The organism is Paenibacillus sp. JT22N7 (genome assembly GCF_059383875.1).
In genome coordinates, this window is record NZ_JBXENY010000017.1 from 41,084 (window position 1) to 58,336 (window position 17,253).

A 17,253-nucleotide genomic window follows, 5' to 3' on the forward strand; every position below is an offset into this window, starting at 1 on the left:
TGAAAATGGAACAGCGAAGGTTATCACCCCAGCGATTGTGGATTTTGGCAGGTTATGCGGCTGCGGCCGCGGCGTTGTTCTCGGCGCCGATGTTTTTAAGTGATTTCCGCCTCAATCTGCTCGCAAAATTTCTTGCTTTTGCTATTGTGGCGCTAGGACTGGACTTGATTTGGGGCTATACAGGCATTCTCAGCCTCGGCCATGGCATCTTTTTTGGAATTGGCGCGTATGCGATGGCGATGTACTTGAAGCTGGAGGCGAGCGGCGGGAAGCTGCCGGATTTCATGGGCTGGAGCGGGCTTAAGGAGCTGCCACTGTTCTGGCAGCCGTTCAGCAGCTTTGGCTTTGCGGTAGCGATGGGCATAATAATGCCCGCGCTCCTGGCGCTATTTCTCGGCTTTTTCACCTTCCGCAATCGAATTCGTGGCGTTTATTTCACGATTTTGACGCAGGCGTTGGTTATTATTACGACGACGCTGCTCGTCGGGCAGCAGGCTTTTACGGGCGGGACGAATGGTGTTACGGGGTTTGGCAAAATATTGGGAGCTCCGCTCGCCTCTCCTGATACGAAGCGGATTTTATATTTTGTTACGGTGCTGGTGCTGATTGCTGTTTTTGTAGCTTGCCGCTACGTTGTCGGCAGCCGCTTCGGCAAGGTGCTTCGCGCCATTCGCGACGGGGAAAACCGCGTGCGCTTCATCGGTTATAATCCTGCGATGTACCAAATGGCTATTTTCACTTTATCTGCCGCATTTGCGGGTATCGCGGGCATGTTGTTTGTGCTCCATGTTGGCATTATTTCGCCTTCCATGATGGGCATCGTGCCCTCCATTGAAATGGTGCTGTGGGTGGCCATTGGCGGGCGCGGCACTTTAATTGGGGCGGCGCTGGGCGCTGTATTGCTCAATTGGGCAAAAAGCGAATTCAGCACCTCTTACCCCGAAGGCTGGACTTATTTTCTCGGTGCGATGTTTGTCATCGTTGTTGTATTCCTGCCGAATGGCTTAACGGGACTGCTTGGCAAAATCAAGCTCGGCAAAAAGCGGAGGGTGACGAAAAATGAGCCAACCATTGAGTATCCTGCAGTGTAATGATGTGACGGTAGAATTTGACGGATTTAAAGCCATTCAGGGCATGAGTCTTACCTTGGCAAAAGGAGAGCTGCGCTTCCTAATCGGTCCGAACGGCGCGGGAAAAACGACGATGCTCGATGTGATCTGCGGCAAGGTGCGGCCATCAAAGGGGCAGGTCACATTCAATGGCGATATCGACATTACGCGAAAAAAAGAGCATCAAATTGCGGAGCTGGGCATCGGCCGCAAGTTTCAGGCCCCATCTATTTTCCCCTCCATGACGGTGCTGGAAAATTTGGAGATCGCGCTGCGCCAGCGGCGCGGGGTGTTCGCTACTCTGTTTGCAAGGCTTCAGGCTGGAGAACAGAAACGGATGAAGCGGCAGCTGGAGATGATCGGGCTGGCAGATCAAGAAGATAGCCGTGCTGGCGGGCTGTCGCATGGCGAGAAGCAGTGGCTGGAAATCGGCATGATGCTGCTGCAGGAGCCGGATATTTTGCTGCTCGACGAGCCGGTGGCCGGCATGACCGATAAGGAGACGGATAAGACGGGGGAGCTGCTTCAGGAAATTGCGCGTGAACGTTCCATCGTTGTCGTTGAGCATGATATGGAATTTGTGCGCAGCTTTGCAAGCAAGGTGACCGTTATGCACGAGGGCAAGCTGCTCAAGGAAGGCACGATGGAGGATGTGCAGCGGGATGACCGGGTAGCGGAGGTGTACTTGGGAAAAAGGCGGGATGCAGATGTTAGCCGTTCAACAGCTTGAGGCGGGTTATGGAGAAAGCATTATTTTGCGCGATGTATCGTTAAAGGTGGAGGCAGGCGAGGTTGTGTGCCTGCTCGGGCGTAACGGTGTCGGCAAAACGACGTTAATGAAAAGCATTATGGGGCTGTTGAAAGCACGCCATGGAACAGTAGCTTACAACGGCGTAGATCTGACGAAGCGCGCACCGGGCAGAAGGGCGAAGAGCGGCATGGGATATGTGCCGCAGGGAAGAGAGATTTTCGGGCAGCTCACCGTATACGAAAATATTCTTATTGGCTTGGAGGCTGCGCCGCGGGAGAAGCGAGGGCGCGGACAAGCGAATATGATCCCGCCCGATGCCATTGCGAAATTTCCGGTGCTGCCGGAAATGTATGCGCGGCGCGGCGGTGATCTCAGCGGCGGGCAGCAGCAGCAGCTCGCTTTCGCCAGAGCGCTCGCATCGCAGCCGTCGCTGCTGCTGCTTGATGAGCCTTGCGAGGGGATTCAGCCCTCCATCGTGGATGATATCCGCGAGGTCATTCGTTCCATTAAGGCGGATGGCCAGACGGCGATTTTGCTCGTTGAACAAAGCCTCGACTTTGTAAAAAGCGTGGGCGATTATTTTTATATATTAGAAAAGGGCGCTATCGCATGGGAAGGAACACTCGCGCAGCTGAGCGACGACGTAATCAAAAAGTATTTGACGGTTTAATGCCCCGATTCATCCCTTACCTCGGTTCTGGCATCCCCGCTTCAAAGCAGATAACAAGAGAAAAATGAAAGTCTTACTCTAGGCAGGAGCCTTTAGAAGAGTAAGGCTTTCTTTTTGCGATAATAACTCCATAGCATAACAATAAATAAGGGAATGGCAAACACGTTGGTGAATTGGGCAAGCGGCATTTCGAAAATGGGGGAGAGAGATTTGCTGAATATATTTGCAAGTAATAAGATAATGGCTCCGATTATAGCTGAGCCTGGAATAATAATGCTGTAATTATTTCCACACCATTTACTTAGTAAGACTGATGATGCAAATCCTACACATGCTACGGGACCAACAAACCATACGGCAATGCCAGTCATAATGGTAATGATTACAGTGGACAGGATGTGAACAATAACTCCAGCGCTTCTCTCATTATTATAGTGTTTGGAAATAAGGCTGGACATCAAGGTGGCGGCAATTAGGGCAGCAATAATTACAAAAGCCAGAGTATATGACTCTCCTTTGAAAATGCCATGCCCCCGAATGGAAGAGATAGTGGCTTCCTCGCTAAATCGGTTAAGCATATAAAGCAGCGCCAAGATAAAGTGAGCGGCTGTTCCAATGAAGGCGCCAGCCAAAATAAGCTGGATGGAGGACGTAGAAATTTTTAGTAAACGAACAACGGCGTATAGAAGGATGTAGCCTAGTATACAACCTACCATAGTGGTTGCTACTGTAAGAGTAGAAACGCTAATTGAATTTTGCATACTAGTTATGCTAGACCAAGTAACGAGTAAGGAGAGGCTTGCCATTTCTGTCAGTCCAAAAGTTGTGGGTGCAGCCAGACGATTGCGTGTCAGCCCTTGAAGCATAGCTGCGGAACAGGCCAGTGCTGCTCCTGCTAATGCAATGGCTATGGTATTAGGGAGCCGCAATGTCGTCAATACCACGTACGCATCGGCCTCCCAATATTTTACAAGAATAACTTGTTTAAAGTCATTAAGTGTAAACCCCATGGGCCCCGTAGACAAAGACCAAGCAAAACAAGCAATCACCAGAATAGGCCCTAAAATAAACAAGGCAGAGACAAACAGCGGGTTCACTTTCGTACGTGTTGTCATGAAGCAGTAGTCCTTCCTGAAAAAATCTATTTTCCTTTATATCGGAAATATAGCAGGGAAATTTTAACCGGACTGTTCATCACCTTAGTATGGCGACCGCTGGCAAATCTATTTTTCAATTAAGAAACGGCGATTGTGGCCTTTAAAAATGTTTCTATATTATCTATAGAATAATTCACATATTTATTATCCTGTGTGAGCCGGCTGACCATAATGCCTCCTTCTAGGGAGGAGAAGATAAAGGAGGCGGTTGATTCTAAATCGCAATCCGCCCGAAATTCGCCTCTGGCTATGCCTAGCTTCAAAATCTCCTGTAACATGGCAAGCGAGCCTTCAAAAGCGGCAATCGTATGTCCGCGAAGAGCAGGAAAAGCGTGATCGCTTTCGACTGCACTAATAATAAACGGGCAGCCGCCCTTTATTGGAGTATTGTTGACTGTATCACTGTAAATATGGCAAAGCGCCATGATTTTGCCGAGTGCTGTTTCTGCACTTCCCACGGCCTTCTCGAAATGCTCTTGCAGCACTTCTCCCGCATAGGCAAAAGCTTCAAGAGCAATTTCATCCTTGCTGCTAAAGCTCCGATAGATACCGCCTTTCGTTACGCCAGTTGCCTCAATAATATCCTGGATCGACGATCCCGTAATTCCCTTTTGATTAAAAAGCTCCGCCGATTTTATAATAATATGACGGCGTGTTTTTTCTCCTTTACGCATGGGCGGTCAATCTCCTCTCTATAGTTACAGCTCTCGTTTCATGGTTGTCTAAGTATTGTAACATTTTGCAGATGAAACAAAGAAGCGAATGAGCTACAATAAAAATACCGAACGGTTCGGTTTTTAAGAGGAGGAGAAATAGCTTATGAAGTCTCTATCAAGCAGGTCCTTATATTCCTTAATGGTTGCCGCAGCAGTGATTTACATCGGTTACGTCGTTTATCAAAATTTCTTCTATGACCCACAGGCGACCGCCTTCTTGGAGCATAAAACGAAACGCCCGACCAATGCGGCCGCCTGGCTGATTGTCATGTATGTGCATATTGTGTTCGCAAGCCTTGCGATGGTATCCGGGGCAGTCAATTTTTCAGGAAAAGTATTAGCCCGCTTTAGAAAGCTTCACCGTGTCAATGGCTATGTGTATTTGATTGCCGTTCTTGTTGTCGTCCTTAGCTCAGGCTATATGGCCCCTTATACGACAGGCGGGAAAATCAACAGCATTCCCTTCAATATAATCAATATGGCATGGACAGCGATGACAATTGCGGCAATTGTTCAAATTAGAAAGAAGCAGGTGGTCAAGCATCGCAAATGGATGGTAAGAAGCTATGTTTTTTGCTTTACAAACATGTTCATTCATAGCCTTACATTTGTATCGCAGCAAGGGTTTGGCTTGGATTACGTCACCAGCTACACGATCGGCGTCTATGGATCTATTGTCTTGAACCTTCTAATTGCAGAGTTGGTTATTCAATTTATTTATAGACGTAGGCCTGCCTAATGCAGGAGCTATTGCAACAGCAGCTGGGCAGTTTGCTCTGGATGAGAAATCGGAAAATGATGCCCATAAGGAAGGCTGCTCAGCTTCAAATGGCGGTAACGATCAGGCAGTTCATAATTCCGCTCCTTCTCTCCCCATAAAATATGCACCTTCTTCTCATCCCACTGCTCCGGCGATAGCTGAAAGCTTTGCGGGCGTGTCAGTTCGCGCAATAGCTCGGCAAGTGTTTTTCTTACCCGCGGTGAGCGCAGCTCCTCCTGCACATAACGGATATATTCAGCTGGAATTTGTGCCTCTGATTCGAAGCAGCTTTGCTTGATCAGCGACTTCACCAGCGCAGCCTCACTCATGCGTGAGAGCGCCATTTCTGTAAGCCAGCGCTGTTTATACATGGACGGTGCCGGATGAAAAACGGGCTGCAGCAGTCCGAGCGCTTGAATTCGCTCCGGCAGGCGCTCCATGACTTTGGCAGCGAGGAGCGCTCCGTAAGAATGCCCGATTAAGGTAACGGGAGTATCCATTGCTTCGATGGATTCTATAAAACTCTCCACGTGGCCGTCAATTACATGGGAGTTGTGGTGATAAGGGCTTCTGCCCAACCCGGGGAGGTCAGGGAGCCATACGTTGGCATTCTGAAAATGATTAGCCAGAGGAATCAGGCAATCCGCTCCGCTAAAGGTGCCAGGTATGAAAATAATCGGATTTCCGCTGTTATTGTTATTGTGCAGTGCAGTCATATTGCCTAACTTGCTCTGCTTGTAGCCTTTATGTGCCGTCACTGAATGCGAGAGGCGAAAATCGAGGTCAGTGATCGTATGGCGCAGAGCGGACGGCGTTACCCTGTAGTCCAGCGCATATTTTTGTTGGATATGTCGGGCTGAATCGAGCGAATAAGAATCGTCTACGACAAAGCTCAGCGATTCTTGGGGAATGCCTAGCTTGCTGCCCAGCGGGCTTCCAAGCACCTTGGATAAGAAGCTAAGAGGCAGAGAACCAATGGGTTTTGCTACGCGAAGCTCCTCTGCCATCGTTGTAATAAGCTGCCTCATATTAGGGTTGTCTTCCTTTGCTTGCAGCAAATAATACGTTTGGCTGATGGGCTGCTCTTCTTGGGCAAGTGCGGCGATAAAGGCTGCGGCGTGATCGAGATGGAACAGGGGCAGCCAATATTTCTCGCCTCCCGGCACAAGCGCCATCAACTTTCGGCGTGCAGCATCAACTAACAGACCTAGACCGCCGAGCTGCTCCGTCTCTCCTGTTGCGGAATCGCCAATGACGACGCCGGGGTGAACGACGGACAGGGGATAGCCTTGCTTTGTACTTTGCTCCCGCATGTGCAGGTCTGCAAGGAACTTGGCTTGTTCGTAAGGCGGCTCATGGTTGAGAGACGCAATAGCCTGCTCTTTTTGCGATAGATCCTCATTGCGAAAGGGGCTTTTAAAGCCGACCAAATGGATAAAATGGCGCAGCGTCGTCTCCGCATGAATAAGTGAGGCTATATCAGCCATATGCTGCGAGGCTTGTAAAAACACTTGTTTTGCCTGCTCGTCGCTCAGTCTGATATCCATAGGGCCTCCCGCATGAATAATGACTTCTGCTGTTTTCACTCGTGCCAAATCCTCTTCATTCAAACCTAATAAAGGCTGCGTCAAATCACCGCATACCGGTTTGATGTACTCGTTATGCTGCTGAAGGTCCAGCTTGTCCAAAAGCTGCTCATATCTGCTTAAAGAACGAACGAGAACGGTTATGTGCTGCTTGGTTTGTGCAAGTGTCTGTATCAATCGTTGTCCAATAAATCCTGTACCGCCCGTAACAAATAAATGTGCCATGTGCTTGCTCCTTTTGTATCGATCATTTTATTAGTTAAGAGGTAATTATCTTCTCAAGAAATAGTACTATTTAGTACTAAAATGTTCAAAAAAATTACTTTAGCAAGGCTGCTAAAGCATGAAACGCATGTTGAACGGTATTTGGATTCTCGCTGGCATGCTGCAAAAATAAAGCTCCTTCAATCGTAGACAGCATGAGCGCGGCGGTTGGTTCGACTGGTAAGTCGGACTTGAGCTCCTTAAGCGCTATCCCCTCGTGCAGCAAATGCTCGATAAAGGAAAGCTGGCTTTGGAAAAAACGGCGGAACTGCTCGCGGAATGGTCCGTTCTCCAGCGGCGCCTGCGTATAGAGGGTCAGAAATGGGCAGCCGCCAAGGCAGCGTGCATCCTGCTCGGTCAATAGCTGGACTAGTTTATCCAGACGTGCAAGTACAGGGGTGTCAGTCTGCCCGCCAATGTGCTGGAATAAGCTTTCATATTGGCTGATCATCCGTTCAATAATGGCGGACAGCAGCTCTTCTTTGCTTTTAAAATAATAATAGATGTTCGTTTTGGACACTTTGCTGGCAGCAACGATGTCATCCATGCTCGTAACCAAATAACCTTTGCTCAAAAATAACTGTTGGGCCGTGTGCAAGGCAATCTCGCGGTTGGATTGTTTTGTTTTCATACTAGTACTGTATAGCACTAAAATTATTTTGTCAATGCTTGCACATGCGCAGACTGCTTCAATAGAACCTATCACATTATCATAAAATGAATGCCAGTTACCCTTATAAAATCTCTTGTTAAATATATACATATGAGATAATATAATACAATAATGACTGCGTTATTGTTAACTGGAGGGATTCGATATGATGCTATCTATTAGAAGGATGACTATTTTTTCGCTTTCTGCCATTATCGCACTCGTAACATTTATTTCTCCCGTAGGGGCCGCCGAGGCAGCTATCCAGGCAATTGCTTTCCCTGAGGTGCCTGCTTCCTTCCAGAAATCGAAGCTCCCTAACATTCTGGTTATTGGTACAGGCGGCACGATTGCTGGACAATCGACGGATGAGACAAGCTTTCAAACGTACCGTGCGGGTACGCTTTTAATTAAAGATATGGTGAAGAGTCTGCCGAATCTGGATAAGATGGCAGACGTTGAGACTGTGCAATTTGGCAACAAAGGCTCATCGGCTTATCTGATGGACGATCTGGCAAGCCTGTCGATGACAGTAGATGCAGCGTTGAAGAAATACGACGGTGTAGTCGTTACGACGGGTACGGATACGATGGAGGAGATCGGTTATTTCCTTGATCTTACGGTTCGCAGCTCGAAGCCGGTTGTTATTACAGGCTCTATGCGTCCATGGACAGTAATCGGAAGCGATGCTCCGGCGAACTTGTTCAATGCGATCAAGCTGGCGGCGAGCGGCAAGACGAAGAAATTCGGCACCGTGCTCATGCTGAATGATGAAATTCATGCTGTGCGCGAAGTGACGAAAGCAAATGCAATGCGTCTCGACACATTCGAGTCGCCAGGATTTGGCCCGCTGGGCTACATTGATGAATCGATTATTCAAATTTACCGCGTGCCGACAAGAGCGCTGATAACCGATGCAGAGTGGGCAACGCCGTTTGATCTGTCCAAGCTGCCGAAGGCCGGCTTCTCGAAGGTTGAAATTGCTTATTCGTATCAAGGTGCTGGCGGCGAGGCGATCAAAGGCTTCGTAGACGGCGGGGCGAAAGGGATTGTTACAGCGGGTACGGGAGCTGGCGGCATTTCCGCTGCAATGAGGGAAGAACGTACGAAGGCGATTGAGAAGGGTGTTGTTTTCGTAACGACGACAAGAACCGGATCGGGCAATGTTTATGGCGGCAGCGATGGGATTTTGGCAGGGGATAATTTGAATGCTGCTCATGCTCGTATTCTGCTTATGCTGACTCTGACTTACACAAGCGATTTCCCAACTATGCAAAAATGGTTCACTACTTACGGTGCGCTGGAAGTGCCGGAAGATACTGCGGTGAAAGCTGCTGCATAATACAAAGCATTTTAGATGAAAAACATATGGTTCCTATGCTGGCTGTACACATCGGGAACGACAAGCTGTCCAGGGTTCCGTTGACAGGCCGCAAGCATGCTTGCGCCTTATCAAGTCTGGTCCAAAAGACGGCGTACGGCGGGCGTGCACCCATTGAGAGATGACAGCAACCGCTGTGTAACACGGAAGGATAAAAGCCTGGGAGATCACAATCTCCCGGGCTTTTGTTTTTTTAGAAATATAAGGAGCGGGACAAGGCGATCTCGCGGTTGGATTGTTTTAGCAGAAGACCTCACACCGTCATTAAATTTATGTTAGTTATTCTTACACATATAGGTATAAAGTCACTTGTTCGATTTAAATATGTGAGATAATATAACGCAATAGAGATTACATTATAGTTAAGTGGAGGGAACCAAGATGATGCTGTCTATTAAAAGGATGACTGTTTTTTCGCTTTCTGCCATTATCGCACTCGTAACATTTATTTCTCCCGTAGGAGCCGCTGAGGCTGCTATCCAGGCAATTGCTTTTCCTGAGGTGCCTGCTTCCTTCCAAAAATCGAAGCTCCCTAACATTCTGGTTATTGGTACAGGAGGCACGATTGCTGGACAATCGACGGATGAGACAAGCTTTCAAACGTACCGTGCGGGTACGCTTTTAATTAAAGATATGGTGAAGAGTCTGCCGAATCTGGATAAGATGGCAGACGTTGAGACTGTGCAATTTGGCAACAAAGGCTCATCGGCTTATCTGATGGATGATCTGGCAAGCCTATCGATGACAGTAGATGCAGCGTTGAAGAAATACGACGGTGTAGTCGTTACGACAGGTACGGATACGATGGAGGAGATCGGTTATTTCCTCGACCTTACGGTTCGCAGCTCGAAGCCGGTTGTTATTACGGGCTCTATGCGTCCATGGACAGTAATCGGAAGTGATGCTCCGGCGAACTTGTTTAATGCGATCAAGCTGGCAGCAAGCGGCAAGACGAAGAAATTCGGCACCGTGCTCATGCTGAATGATGAGATTCATGCTGTGCGTGAAGTGACGAAAACAAACGCGCTGCGTCTTGATACATTCGAGTCGCCAGGATTTGGCCCGCTGGGCTACATTGATGAATCGATTATTCAAATTTACCGCGTGCCAACAAGAGCGCTGAAAACCGATGCAGAGTGGGCAACGCCGTTTGATCTGTCCAAGCTGCCGAAGGCCGGCTTCTCGAAGGTCGAAATTGCTTATTCGTATCAAGGTGCTGGCGGCGAGGCGATCAAAGGCTTCGTAGACGGCGGGGCGAAAGGGATTGTTACAGCGGGTACAGGAGCTGGCGGCATTTCCGCTGCAATGAGGGAAGAACGTACGAAGGCGATTGAGAAGGGTGTTGTTTTCGTAACGACGACAAGAACCGGATCGGGCAATGTTTATGGCGGCAGCGATGGGATTTTGGCAGGGGATAACTTGAATGCAGCTCATGCTCGTATTCTGCTTATGCTGACTCTGACTTACACAAGCGATTTCCCGACTATGCAAAAATGGTTCACTACTTACGGTGCGTTGGAAGTGCCGGAAGATACTGCGGTGAAAGCTGCTGCATAATACAAAGCATTTTAGATAAAAACGACGTAAATTAACATGACATGAGTATTGACAGAATGTTGGATGCCCTACTATAATACAGATAAATGTAAGGTAATCTGACAAAAAAACATATGGTTCCTATGCTGGCTGTACACATCGGGAACGACAAGCTGTCTAGGGTTCCGTTGAAAGGCTGCAAGCGTGCTTGCGCCTTATCAAGTCTGGTCCAAGAGACGGCGTACGGCGAGCGTGCACCCATTGAGAGATGGCGGCAACCGCTGTATAACACGGAAGGATAAAAGCCTGGGAGATCACAATCTCCTAGGCTTTTGTTTTTTTAGAAATGTAAAAATGTATGAGTTACATACTTATACATTTTTATATTTCGCCCTCGAAATGGCAGCTTTGCTGCCAGAGGACGGTGACAGCTGTTTACGCTTAGCCCAATCTCCCGTTATTCAGGGGCTGGAGCTATAAAGACAAGGGGTGGGACAATGAGACGGTCGTGGAAGGTTTGGCTCTTAGGGTTGCTTGTCGTGTCGGTGTTTGTTGTGTCGGGTTGCAGCAGTTCAGAAGGCAAAGCGGAGGAAGGAGGGGGAGGGGAGCCGATTACGATTGCCCTAAGCCCGTGGCCGGGCTGGTATATGTGGTATGTAGCGGAGGAAAAAGGTTTTTTTGAAAAGCATGGCGTTAACGTCAAGCTGGAGTTTTTCCCGGTATACAGCGACTCGCTGCAAGCTTTGGCAACGGGGAGAGTCGATGCGAACAGCCAGACGCTGAGCGATACGCTTGCTCCTTTTTCAAAAGGAATTCCGCTTAAAGCGGTTCTGGTCAACGACAACTCCTTCGGAGGCGATGCGATTGTCAGCAAATCGGAAATCCAGTCCATTCAGGATTTGAAGGGAAAAACGGTCGCGACGGAGCTTGGAACTGTCGATCATTTGCTGCTGCTGACTGCCTTGGCGCAAAATGGCATGAAGGAAGAAGATGTGAACTACGTCAATATGACGGTGAATGATGCGGGACCCGCTTTTATTTCCGGAAAGTCAGATGCTTCTGTGCTGTGGGAGCCGTTCCAGACGATTGCGGTGAAGGAGGGCAAGGGGAAAGTGTTGTTCTCTTCTAAAGATACGCCGGGGCTTATTCCAGATTTGCTTGTGTTCCGTGAAGAGGTCGTGCAGAAGCGTTCCGCTGAAGTGCAGAAGGTGGTGGATGCTTGGTTCGATGCGCTTGCGTATTATGAAGCCAATCAGGAAGAAGTGCTGAAGCTGCTCGCGGCTAAGGCGGAGACGACCCCGGAAGATCTCAAGCTGGGATTTGGCGGCATCAAGCTGTTCTCGCAAGCGGATAATCTCCATGCCTTTGAGAAGCGTGATGAATATACCTCGCTTGAGTATACGGCGGGGCAGACGGCGAATTTCTTGCGCGGACTTGATATGGTCGGTGACATAGATGACGTGAGCGGACTATTCGACTCGCAATTCGTCAAAAATACAACAGCAGGGAAGTGATGGCGATGAAAGCAGTTCGGCGGCGGAAGCCGCATCGGATACAGATTTTTAAAGATATCGGCCCCCGGGCGTTTGCGCTTACAGCTAGCTGCTCTTTTCTGCTCCTTCTGCTGCTCTGGTCGCTGCTGAGCTATACGGAGGCAGTGAACCCTGTATTTTTGCCGAAGCCGCATGTCGTTCTGACTACCTTTATAGAGCTGCTCGGCAGCTCTGATTATTGGAATCATATTGGCGTTAGCTTATTTCGCGTAATGTCGGGCTTCCTGTTGGCATGTGTATTGGGCATTCCCATCGGGATATTGGCTGGAACGTTCAAGTTCGGCGAAGCGCTGGTGGAGCCGCCGATGGAATTTATTCGCTATATGCCGGCGGTCGCTTTCATTCCGCTTATTATGGTATGGGCAGGGATTGGGGAGTGGGCCAAGGTGCTGCTTATTTTCATCGGCTGCTTCTTCCAGCTGGTGCTGATGGTAGCTGACAATACGCGCAGGGTGTCGCAAGATTTGCTGCAAGCCTCCTTTACGCTTGGAGCAGGTCGTTGGAAGGCGATTGAGACGGTGCTGATACCGGCGATCCAACCGCAGCTCATGCACACGATGCGGCTTATTCTCGGCTGGGCATGGACGTATCTGGTTGTGGCGGAGTTGGTTGCGGTTAACAGCGGGCTGGGATATGCGATTATGAAGGCGCAGCGATTTTTGAATACGGAGGAAATTTTTGTTGGTATTTTCGTCATTGGATTGCTGGGCTTGATTAGCGACCGCATTTTTGCCTTTTTGAACCGCAGATTATTTCCTTGGGTATAGCGTTCGAGGACTGAGGTTCCGCTATTTTGGCTTTTGATCTGATTTTGGGCCGTAAGCGGACAGGGAATCCGTTATCACCTATATAATCCTGTCAAAATGGTGATGGGGAGTGCGTTAGCTGCTCCTGAGTCCGCTGTCTGGCCGTAACCCTTGATTTTGTTAAAATAGCGGCTGTTGTGTCCGCCAAGTCTACCTTGGTGAAGGGTGTGAACTCCTGAAATGAAGAACGCGAAGCATTCGATCGGGATCGGGATGTTAAAAAAAGAATATCAGTACCTGCTATGCGAGGCTTGCAGTCCAATAGGGAGATTTCCCTGAGGATTGTGGGCCTTTTTTAAATTATAGGATAGTATATGATTTTTCCAGCCTTTCTCTATATTTCTGCGCGAAACGACAGCTTTGCCGCCAGAGGACGGCTTCAGCCGTTTGCGCTTGCTTGCATATAAATGTAAAAAGTGATATCATAAATATATCAAATTAATACTAAGGGGTGTTCTGACAGATGAAGGAGTACAAAGCTTGGCATGTGAATGGATTTTTAGCATTGCTCATTGGCATATTGTCACTTGTTGGGGGAGTTATTCTTATTGTGTTTGGCGCATCGGACTCACAGCCGGACTTTCTTTTGATTATTGCAGGTGCTTTGCTGATTCTTGTTTTTATTATCGCCGCTTCCTCGCTGACGATTGTGCAGCCTAATGAAGCGAAGGTCATCACCTTTTTCGGAAAATATATCGGTACGGTAAGGAATGCGGGGCTGTGGATGACGCTTCCGCTGACGAACAAGCAGAAGGTGTCGCTTAAAGTGCGCAACTTTAACAGCCATACGCTGAAAGTCAATGATGCTGACGGCAATCCGATTGAAATTGGAGCGGTTGTTGTATTTAAAGTGACGGATACATCCCGTGCCAGCTTCGATGTCGACAATTATGAGCGTTTTGTAGAAATCCAAAGCGAGACGGCTGTTCGCCACACGGCGGCGCAGCACCCATATGATACGCATACGGATGAGAATGCGATGTCGCTCAGAGGCAATTCGGAGGAAGTGGCTGAAGAGCTGCTCAAGGAGCTGCAAAGCAGGCTTGCTGTTGCGGGAGTTGAAGTGATTGAGACGCGGCTGACGCATCTGGCCTATGCGCCGGAAATTGCTAGCGCGATGCTGCAAAGGCAGCAGGCGACAGCGATTGTGGCGGCTCGCCAGAAAATCGTTGAAGGCGCAGTTGGCATGGTGGATGCGGCGTTGAAGCAATTGGAGGATAGTGGAATTGAGCTGGACGTGGAGCGGCGTGCGGCGATGGTCAACAATCTGATGGTGGCGATCGTATCGGATCGTTCTGCTACTCCGGTCATTAATACCGGGTCTTTGTACACGTAAGGAGCTGTCGATAATGGGAAAAGAAAAGAAAGCTTTTCCGCTCCGACTGAATCCTGACATTCACCGCGCTCTGGAGCAATGGGCTAATGAGGAATTTCGCAGCGTTAATGGACATATTGAGTTTCTGCTGCGCGAGGCGCTTAGCCGCTCTGGCAGGCTGCCAAAGCCAAAACCAGCCGAGCCTCCGGAAATTGCTGGTGAGCCTAAGGAATAGAGAGAAGCAGATAGAGAGCCTGATTATGGGCAAGAGCAAAGCCAAACAGCAGCTGCCGTCTAAGGACGATAAGCTGCTGTTTGGCTTTGTTTGAGGTGGGGGATTCACTGGGTCAGCGGTCATTAAACGAGCGCGGCTGCCTTGTAACTTTTTTTATGGAAGGAAGCGTCGTTTACTTTAAAGCTATTAGTATGTATGTTGCAGGCATGAGGGTTAATGGTATGGCAGATGGGGGGGGATGAAAATGAACGAAAAACGGCAGAGTTCATCTCTGGTGCTTGTTATTGTGATGGCATTTGTATTTGTCTCGGGAGCAGCGGCTGTTTATTTCTTGAAGGGCAATCATAAGGAGGCTCCTGCTGGTACAGATGCGGCTGATTCGGTTCGCTTGGAAAAGGAGAAGGTTGGACCTGAGGTGCTCGTGGTCGAAGGGGCTAACGGCGAGAAGGTGGAATTGGCTATTGGCGATATCCCGCTCTATAAGGAATATTTGGGCTTGCAAGCTCATGTTGCTGATATTGAAAAAGAAGTCAAACGGACTCAATTGGAAATGCTCGATATCGCTGATCAAGAACGTTTTATTTTGCTGAAGTACAATTGTGGCAATAAGCAATGCTCGACTATTTTGGTGAAGGAAAGTAATTCCGGGCTTGTAAGCGTTGGCTTGGCGGACGGCATTTTTCAAGATTATAAGCTTTCTCCAGAGAAAAATAGGCTGTTATTGAGATTTGGCTACAATGAGGGCGGGCAGATTGTCCGGAATGTGTTGTTTGCTGTTGATTTGGTGCAGATGAAGGTTGTTCCATATGAGAGGGCGGAACTGGGCGAGGTGTATATGTACACGCCAACTTGGCCGATTCCTGACTACGAATGGGTAGATAATAATCAATTTTGGATGGCTTCGGCTGATCTGCAATCATCTAAAACGGGGTTTGAAGAAGTTCGAAATTGGCTCGCTTCAAGTGAACGAAAAATCAAGAAGATTACTATTTCGCTAAACCGAGAGGAGCAATTAGACGCATACTCAATGCCGTAGAAGGGTGAGTTGTTTATATAGCGTTATATTTAATGTTACATTATCTAACATGATCGTTGACAAATGATATTCAACGGTCATATAATCTATTTAGTGTTAGGTTATATGACAATTAAATATGGGTTTCCGTTGCAAAATAAACTGGAAACAAACCGCTGTCTAGGGTTCCGTTAGCTGCATATGGGGATTGCCTCCTCTGATGAATGCTAAGCCTGGTCCGAGAGACGGCATACAGTCGAATATAAGTGCTGCTGGCGCGAATCGCTGTATAACACGGAAGGATAAAAGCCTGGGAGATCAATCTCCCAGGCTTTTTTTATTTATATTCACGGGGAGGCGGAGTGGAAATGAGTAAAGGGTGGAGCAAGACAATTGAAGCTGGAGGCAAGTGGTCAGGTGTTATTGGACGGGGGAGGCTCATCCGTTTGACTGCCCTTGAAGGTGGGGCTAATGTGTCTGCCATGCTGTTCAGTGCCGCAGATCTGAATGAACGCTACAATATGCCGGATACCCTTAAGGCGCAGCATACCTCACATCTGACCAAAGGGAATGTGTTGATGAGCGACAACGGACGCGCAATGGTCAGCATTGTAGAAGATGAGCTTGGCTGGCATGATCCGCTTGGCGGCTACACAAGCCGCGAGCTGACGGATGAGCGCTATGGTGCGACGACTTATCAGGAGCTTCGAAACGGCTGGCTGCGAAGCGGGCAGGAAAATTTGGCGGTGGAGCTCGTGCGAAGCGGCATGGGTGTCAGAGATTTAATGCCGGTCGTCAATTGGTTTTCCAAAATCAGCTGCGACGAGCAGGGTGATATGCATTATGCGGAGCATCATTGCCAGGCGGGCAGCGCTGTAACGCTTAGGACGGAAATGGATGTGCTGCTAGTGTTATCGAATACGCCTAATCCGCTCGATGCAAGAAGGGGTTATCCATCGGTTCCTGTGCTGATTGAAGTATTGGCTGCGGAAGCGGTAGACCGGGAGCATGATTACTGTGTGAATTATCGTGCGGAAAATCGCCGTGCGTTTGAAAATACGTGGGAATACGATGCTTTACGAGGAGGCGAATAATAATGGCCGCATTTAATCTGATAGAAAGCCCGCGCAAGGTAGCGGAGGCTGTATACAGTAAAACGATTTTGGCGGGTGATGGCTGGATGCATGATCTGCTGCCTGGCCAAGTGCTCAGAATTGTCGATCTGGAAGGCAATCAGGCGGCGGACACGCTTTTTTACGACGCTGATCAGCCGGAAGATCACTATAGTGCCATCGCGACGATTGCGGGGCAAGCGAACGTATATTTAACGGCGGGGTCGGTGCTGCGGGCGGAATCGGGCAAGCCGCTCGTGACGATCATTGCCGATACATGCGGACGCCACGATACGATTGGCGGCTCCTGCTCTGCCCAGAGCAACACGGTGAGATATGCCCATGAAAAGCTGCATATGCACAACTGCCGCGATACGTTCATGCTCCAGCTGTCGAAGCGGGAGGCGGGTTATACAAAGCGCGATTTGGCGCCGAACGTAAATTTTTTCATGAATGTGCCGGTGACCGCTGAAGGAGGCTTGCAGTTTGCGGACGGCGTATCCGCGCCTGGCTATTACGTAGAGATGCAATCGCACGGCAGGACAACGGTGCTCATCAGCAACTGTCCGCAGCTTAACAATCCTTGCAATGCCTATAACCCAACACCTGTACAGGTGCTGATCTGGAACGAATAA

At 48.9% G+C, this 17,253-nt stretch carries 17 protein-coding genes and 3 riboswitches; of the genes, 13 read left to right on the forward strand and 4 right to left on the reverse strand.

Features of this window, described 5'->3' with window-relative positions:
* Window positions 1-5: 5 nt before the first annotated feature.
* The 3 genes from urtC to urtE are packed head-to-tail and all read left to right on the forward strand — an operon-like array spanning window position 6 to window position 2,530.
* Window positions 6-1,091, forward strand: a complete 1,086-nt coding sequence (urtC, locus tag AC50Y5_RS31200; protein ID WP_494865484.1) for an urea ABC transporter permease subunit UrtC — start codon at window positions 6-8, stop codon at window positions 1,089-1,091.
* The gene (gene urtD, locus AC50Y5_RS31205; RefSeq protein WP_056034878.1) at window positions 1,060-1,839 is read left to right on the forward strand and encodes an urea ABC transporter ATP-binding protein UrtD; all 780 of its coding nucleotides are present in this window, start codon (window positions 1,060-1,062) and stop codon (window positions 1,837-1,839) included. The genes urtC and urtD overlap by 32 nt, the downstream gene beginning before the upstream one ends.
* Complete coding sequence (gene urtE, locus AC50Y5_RS31210; protein ID WP_056034875.1) at window positions 1,817-2,530, forward strand: urea ABC transporter ATP-binding subunit UrtE; 714 nt, start codon at window positions 1,817-1,819, stop codon at window positions 2,528-2,530. Before urtD ends, urtE begins: the two co-directional genes overlap by 23 nt.
* Before the next feature lie 92 nt (window positions 2,531-2,622).
* Here urtE and AC50Y5_RS31215 read toward each other — a convergent pair whose 3' ends face one another.
* Window positions 2,623-3,645, reverse strand: a complete 1,023-nt coding sequence (locus AC50Y5_RS31215; protein ID WP_494865491.1) for an iron chelate uptake ABC transporter family permease subunit — start codon at window positions 3,643-3,645, stop codon at window positions 2,623-2,625.
* 119 nt (window positions 3,646-3,764) lie between these two features.
* Window positions 3,765-4,361 (reverse strand): TetR/AcrR family transcriptional regulator, encoded by a 597-nt coding sequence (locus AC50Y5_RS31220; protein WP_056034870.1) that lies wholly within the window; start codon window positions 4,359-4,361, stop codon window positions 3,765-3,767.
* Window positions 4,362-4,506: 145 nt separating this feature from the next.
* Between AC50Y5_RS31220 and AC50Y5_RS31225 the strand changes: the two genes are divergently transcribed.
* Window positions 4,507-5,142, forward strand: coding sequence for a DUF2306 domain-containing protein (locus tag AC50Y5_RS31225; protein WP_056034867.1), 636 nt, complete (start codon window positions 4,507-4,509; stop codon window positions 5,140-5,142).
* An 8-nt stretch (window positions 5,143-5,150) separates the two neighbouring features.
* Here the strand turns inward: AC50Y5_RS31225 and AC50Y5_RS31230 are convergent, their stop codons facing one another.
* Together AC50Y5_RS31230 and AC50Y5_RS31235 are read right to left on the reverse strand one after the other, a co-directional pair.
* Complete coding sequence (locus AC50Y5_RS31230; protein ID WP_056034864.1) at window positions 5,151-6,974, reverse strand: alpha/beta fold hydrolase; 1,824 nt, start codon at window positions 6,972-6,974, stop codon at window positions 5,151-5,153.
* 94 nt (window positions 6,975-7,068) lie between these two features.
* A complete protein-coding gene (locus AC50Y5_RS31235; protein WP_494865494.1) occupies window positions 7,069-7,644 on the reverse strand; it encodes a TetR/AcrR family transcriptional regulator in 576 nt (191 codons plus the stop codon).
* 187 nt (window positions 7,645-7,831) lie between these two features.
* Here AC50Y5_RS31235 and AC50Y5_RS31240 point away from each other — a divergent pair, with 187 nt between their 5' ends.
* From AC50Y5_RS31240 to AC50Y5_RS31280, 9 genes are all read left to right on the forward strand, one after another.
* Complete coding sequence (locus AC50Y5_RS31240; RefSeq protein ID WP_494865496.1) at window positions 7,832-9,007, forward strand: asparaginase; 1,176 nt, start codon at window positions 7,832-7,834, stop codon at window positions 9,005-9,007.
* 58 nt (window positions 9,008-9,065) lie between these two features.
* A riboswitch (guanidine-I (ykkC/yxkD leader) is annotated at window positions 9,066-9,214 on the forward strand.
* A gap of 213 nt (window positions 9,215-9,427) precedes the next feature.
* Window positions 9,428-10,603, forward strand: coding sequence for an asparaginase (locus AC50Y5_RS31245; RefSeq protein WP_494865498.1), 1,176 nt, complete (start codon window positions 9,428-9,430; stop codon window positions 10,601-10,603).
* A 145-nt stretch (window positions 10,604-10,748) separates the two neighbouring features.
* Window positions 10,749-10,897, forward strand: a riboswitch (guanidine-I (ykkC/yxkD leader).
* Between the two features lie 182 nt (window positions 10,898-11,079).
* Window positions 11,080-12,096: an ABC transporter substrate-binding protein gene (locus tag AC50Y5_RS31250; protein WP_494865500.1), complete on the forward strand. Its 1,017-nt coding sequence runs from the start codon at window positions 11,080-11,082 to the stop codon at window positions 12,094-12,096.
* Window positions 12,097-12,101: 5 nt separating this feature from the next.
* Window positions 12,102-12,902, forward strand: coding sequence for an ABC transporter permease (locus tag AC50Y5_RS31255; RefSeq protein WP_056034985.1), 801 nt, complete (start codon window positions 12,102-12,104; stop codon window positions 12,900-12,902).
* A gap of 502 nt (window positions 12,903-13,404) precedes the next feature.
* Window positions 13,405-14,277, forward strand: coding sequence for an SPFH domain-containing protein (locus tag AC50Y5_RS31260; protein ID WP_056034850.1), 873 nt, complete (start codon window positions 13,405-13,407; stop codon window positions 14,275-14,277).
* Between the two features lie 13 nt (window positions 14,278-14,290).
* Entirely contained in the window at window positions 14,291-14,491 is a 201-nt protein-coding gene (locus AC50Y5_RS31265; RefSeq protein ID WP_056034846.1) for a type II toxin-antitoxin system antitoxin, read from the forward strand.
* 244 nt (window positions 14,492-14,735) lie between these two features.
* Window positions 14,736-15,527 (forward strand): hypothetical protein, encoded by a 792-nt coding sequence (locus tag AC50Y5_RS31270; RefSeq protein WP_494865503.1) that lies wholly within the window; start codon window positions 14,736-14,738, stop codon window positions 15,525-15,527.
* Between the two features lie 148 nt (window positions 15,528-15,675).
* A riboswitch (guanidine-I (ykkC/yxkD leader) is annotated at window positions 15,676-15,825 on the forward strand.
* A 49-nt stretch (window positions 15,826-15,874) separates the two neighbouring features.
* Complete coding sequence (locus AC50Y5_RS31275) at window positions 15,875-16,600, forward strand: urea amidolyase associated protein UAAP1 (protein WP_056034840.1); 726 nt, start codon at window positions 15,875-15,877, stop codon at window positions 16,598-16,600.
* A 2-nt stretch (window positions 16,601-16,602) separates the two neighbouring features.
* The gene (locus AC50Y5_RS31280; protein ID WP_056034837.1) at window positions 16,603-17,253 is read left to right on the forward strand and encodes an urea amidolyase associated protein UAAP2; all 651 of its coding nucleotides are present in this window, start codon (window positions 16,603-16,605) and stop codon (window positions 17,251-17,253) included.

Bases quoted from the DNA above. Each gene is read 5' to 3' on its own strand.
- AC50Y5_RS31260 (WP_056034850.1), top strand. From the start codon at position 13,405: ATGAAGGAGTACAAAGCTTGGCATGTGAATGGATTTTTAGCATTGCTC.
- urtE (WP_056034875.1), top strand. From the start codon at position 1,817: ATGTTAGCCGTTCAACAGCTTGAGGCGGGTTATGGAGAAAGCATTATT.
- AC50Y5_RS31245 (WP_494865498.1), top strand. From the start codon at position 9,428: ATGATGCTGTCTATTAAAAGGATGACTGTTTTTTCGCTTTCTGCCATT.
- urtC (WP_494865484.1), top strand. From the start codon at position 6: ATGGAACAGCGAAGGTTATCACCCCAGCGATTGTGGATTTTGGCAGGT.
- urtD (WP_056034878.1), top strand. From the start codon at position 1,060: ATGAGCCAACCATTGAGTATCCTGCAGTGTAATGATGTGACGGTAGAA.
- AC50Y5_RS31230 (WP_056034864.1), bottom strand. From the start codon at position 6,974: ATGGCACATTTATTTGTTACGGGCGGTACAGGATTTATTGGACAACGA.
- AC50Y5_RS31270 (WP_494865503.1), top strand. From the start codon at position 14,736: ATGAACGAAAAACGGCAGAGTTCATCTCTGGTGCTTGTTATTGTGATG.
- AC50Y5_RS31280 (WP_056034837.1), top strand. From the start codon at position 16,603: ATGGCCGCATTTAATCTGATAGAAAGCCCGCGCAAGGTAGCGGAGGCT.
- AC50Y5_RS31220 (WP_056034870.1), bottom strand. From the start codon at position 4,361: ATGCGTAAAGGAGAAAAAACACGCCGTCATATTATTATAAAATCGGCG.
- AC50Y5_RS31235 (WP_494865494.1), bottom strand. From the start codon at position 7,644: ATGAAAACAAAACAATCCAACCGCGAGATTGCCTTGCACACGGCCCAA.
- AC50Y5_RS31255 (WP_056034985.1), top strand. From the start codon at position 12,102: ATGAAAGCAGTTCGGCGGCGGAAGCCGCATCGGATACAGATTTTTAAA.
- AC50Y5_RS31225 (WP_056034867.1), top strand. From the start codon at position 4,507: ATGAAGTCTCTATCAAGCAGGTCCTTATATTCCTTAATGGTTGCCGCA.
- AC50Y5_RS31250 (WP_494865500.1), top strand. From the start codon at position 11,080: ATGAGACGGTCGTGGAAGGTTTGGCTCTTAGGGTTGCTTGTCGTGTCG.
- AC50Y5_RS31265 (WP_056034846.1), top strand. From the start codon at position 14,291: ATGGGAAAAGAAAAGAAAGCTTTTCCGCTCCGACTGAATCCTGACATT.
- AC50Y5_RS31275 (WP_056034840.1), top strand. From the start codon at position 15,875: ATGAGTAAAGGGTGGAGCAAGACAATTGAAGCTGGAGGCAAGTGGTCA.
- AC50Y5_RS31240 (WP_494865496.1), top strand. From the start codon at position 7,832: ATGATGCTATCTATTAGAAGGATGACTATTTTTTCGCTTTCTGCCATT.
- AC50Y5_RS31215 (WP_494865491.1), bottom strand. From the start codon at position 3,645: ATGACAACACGTACGAAAGTGAACCCGCTGTTTGTCTCTGCCTTGTTT.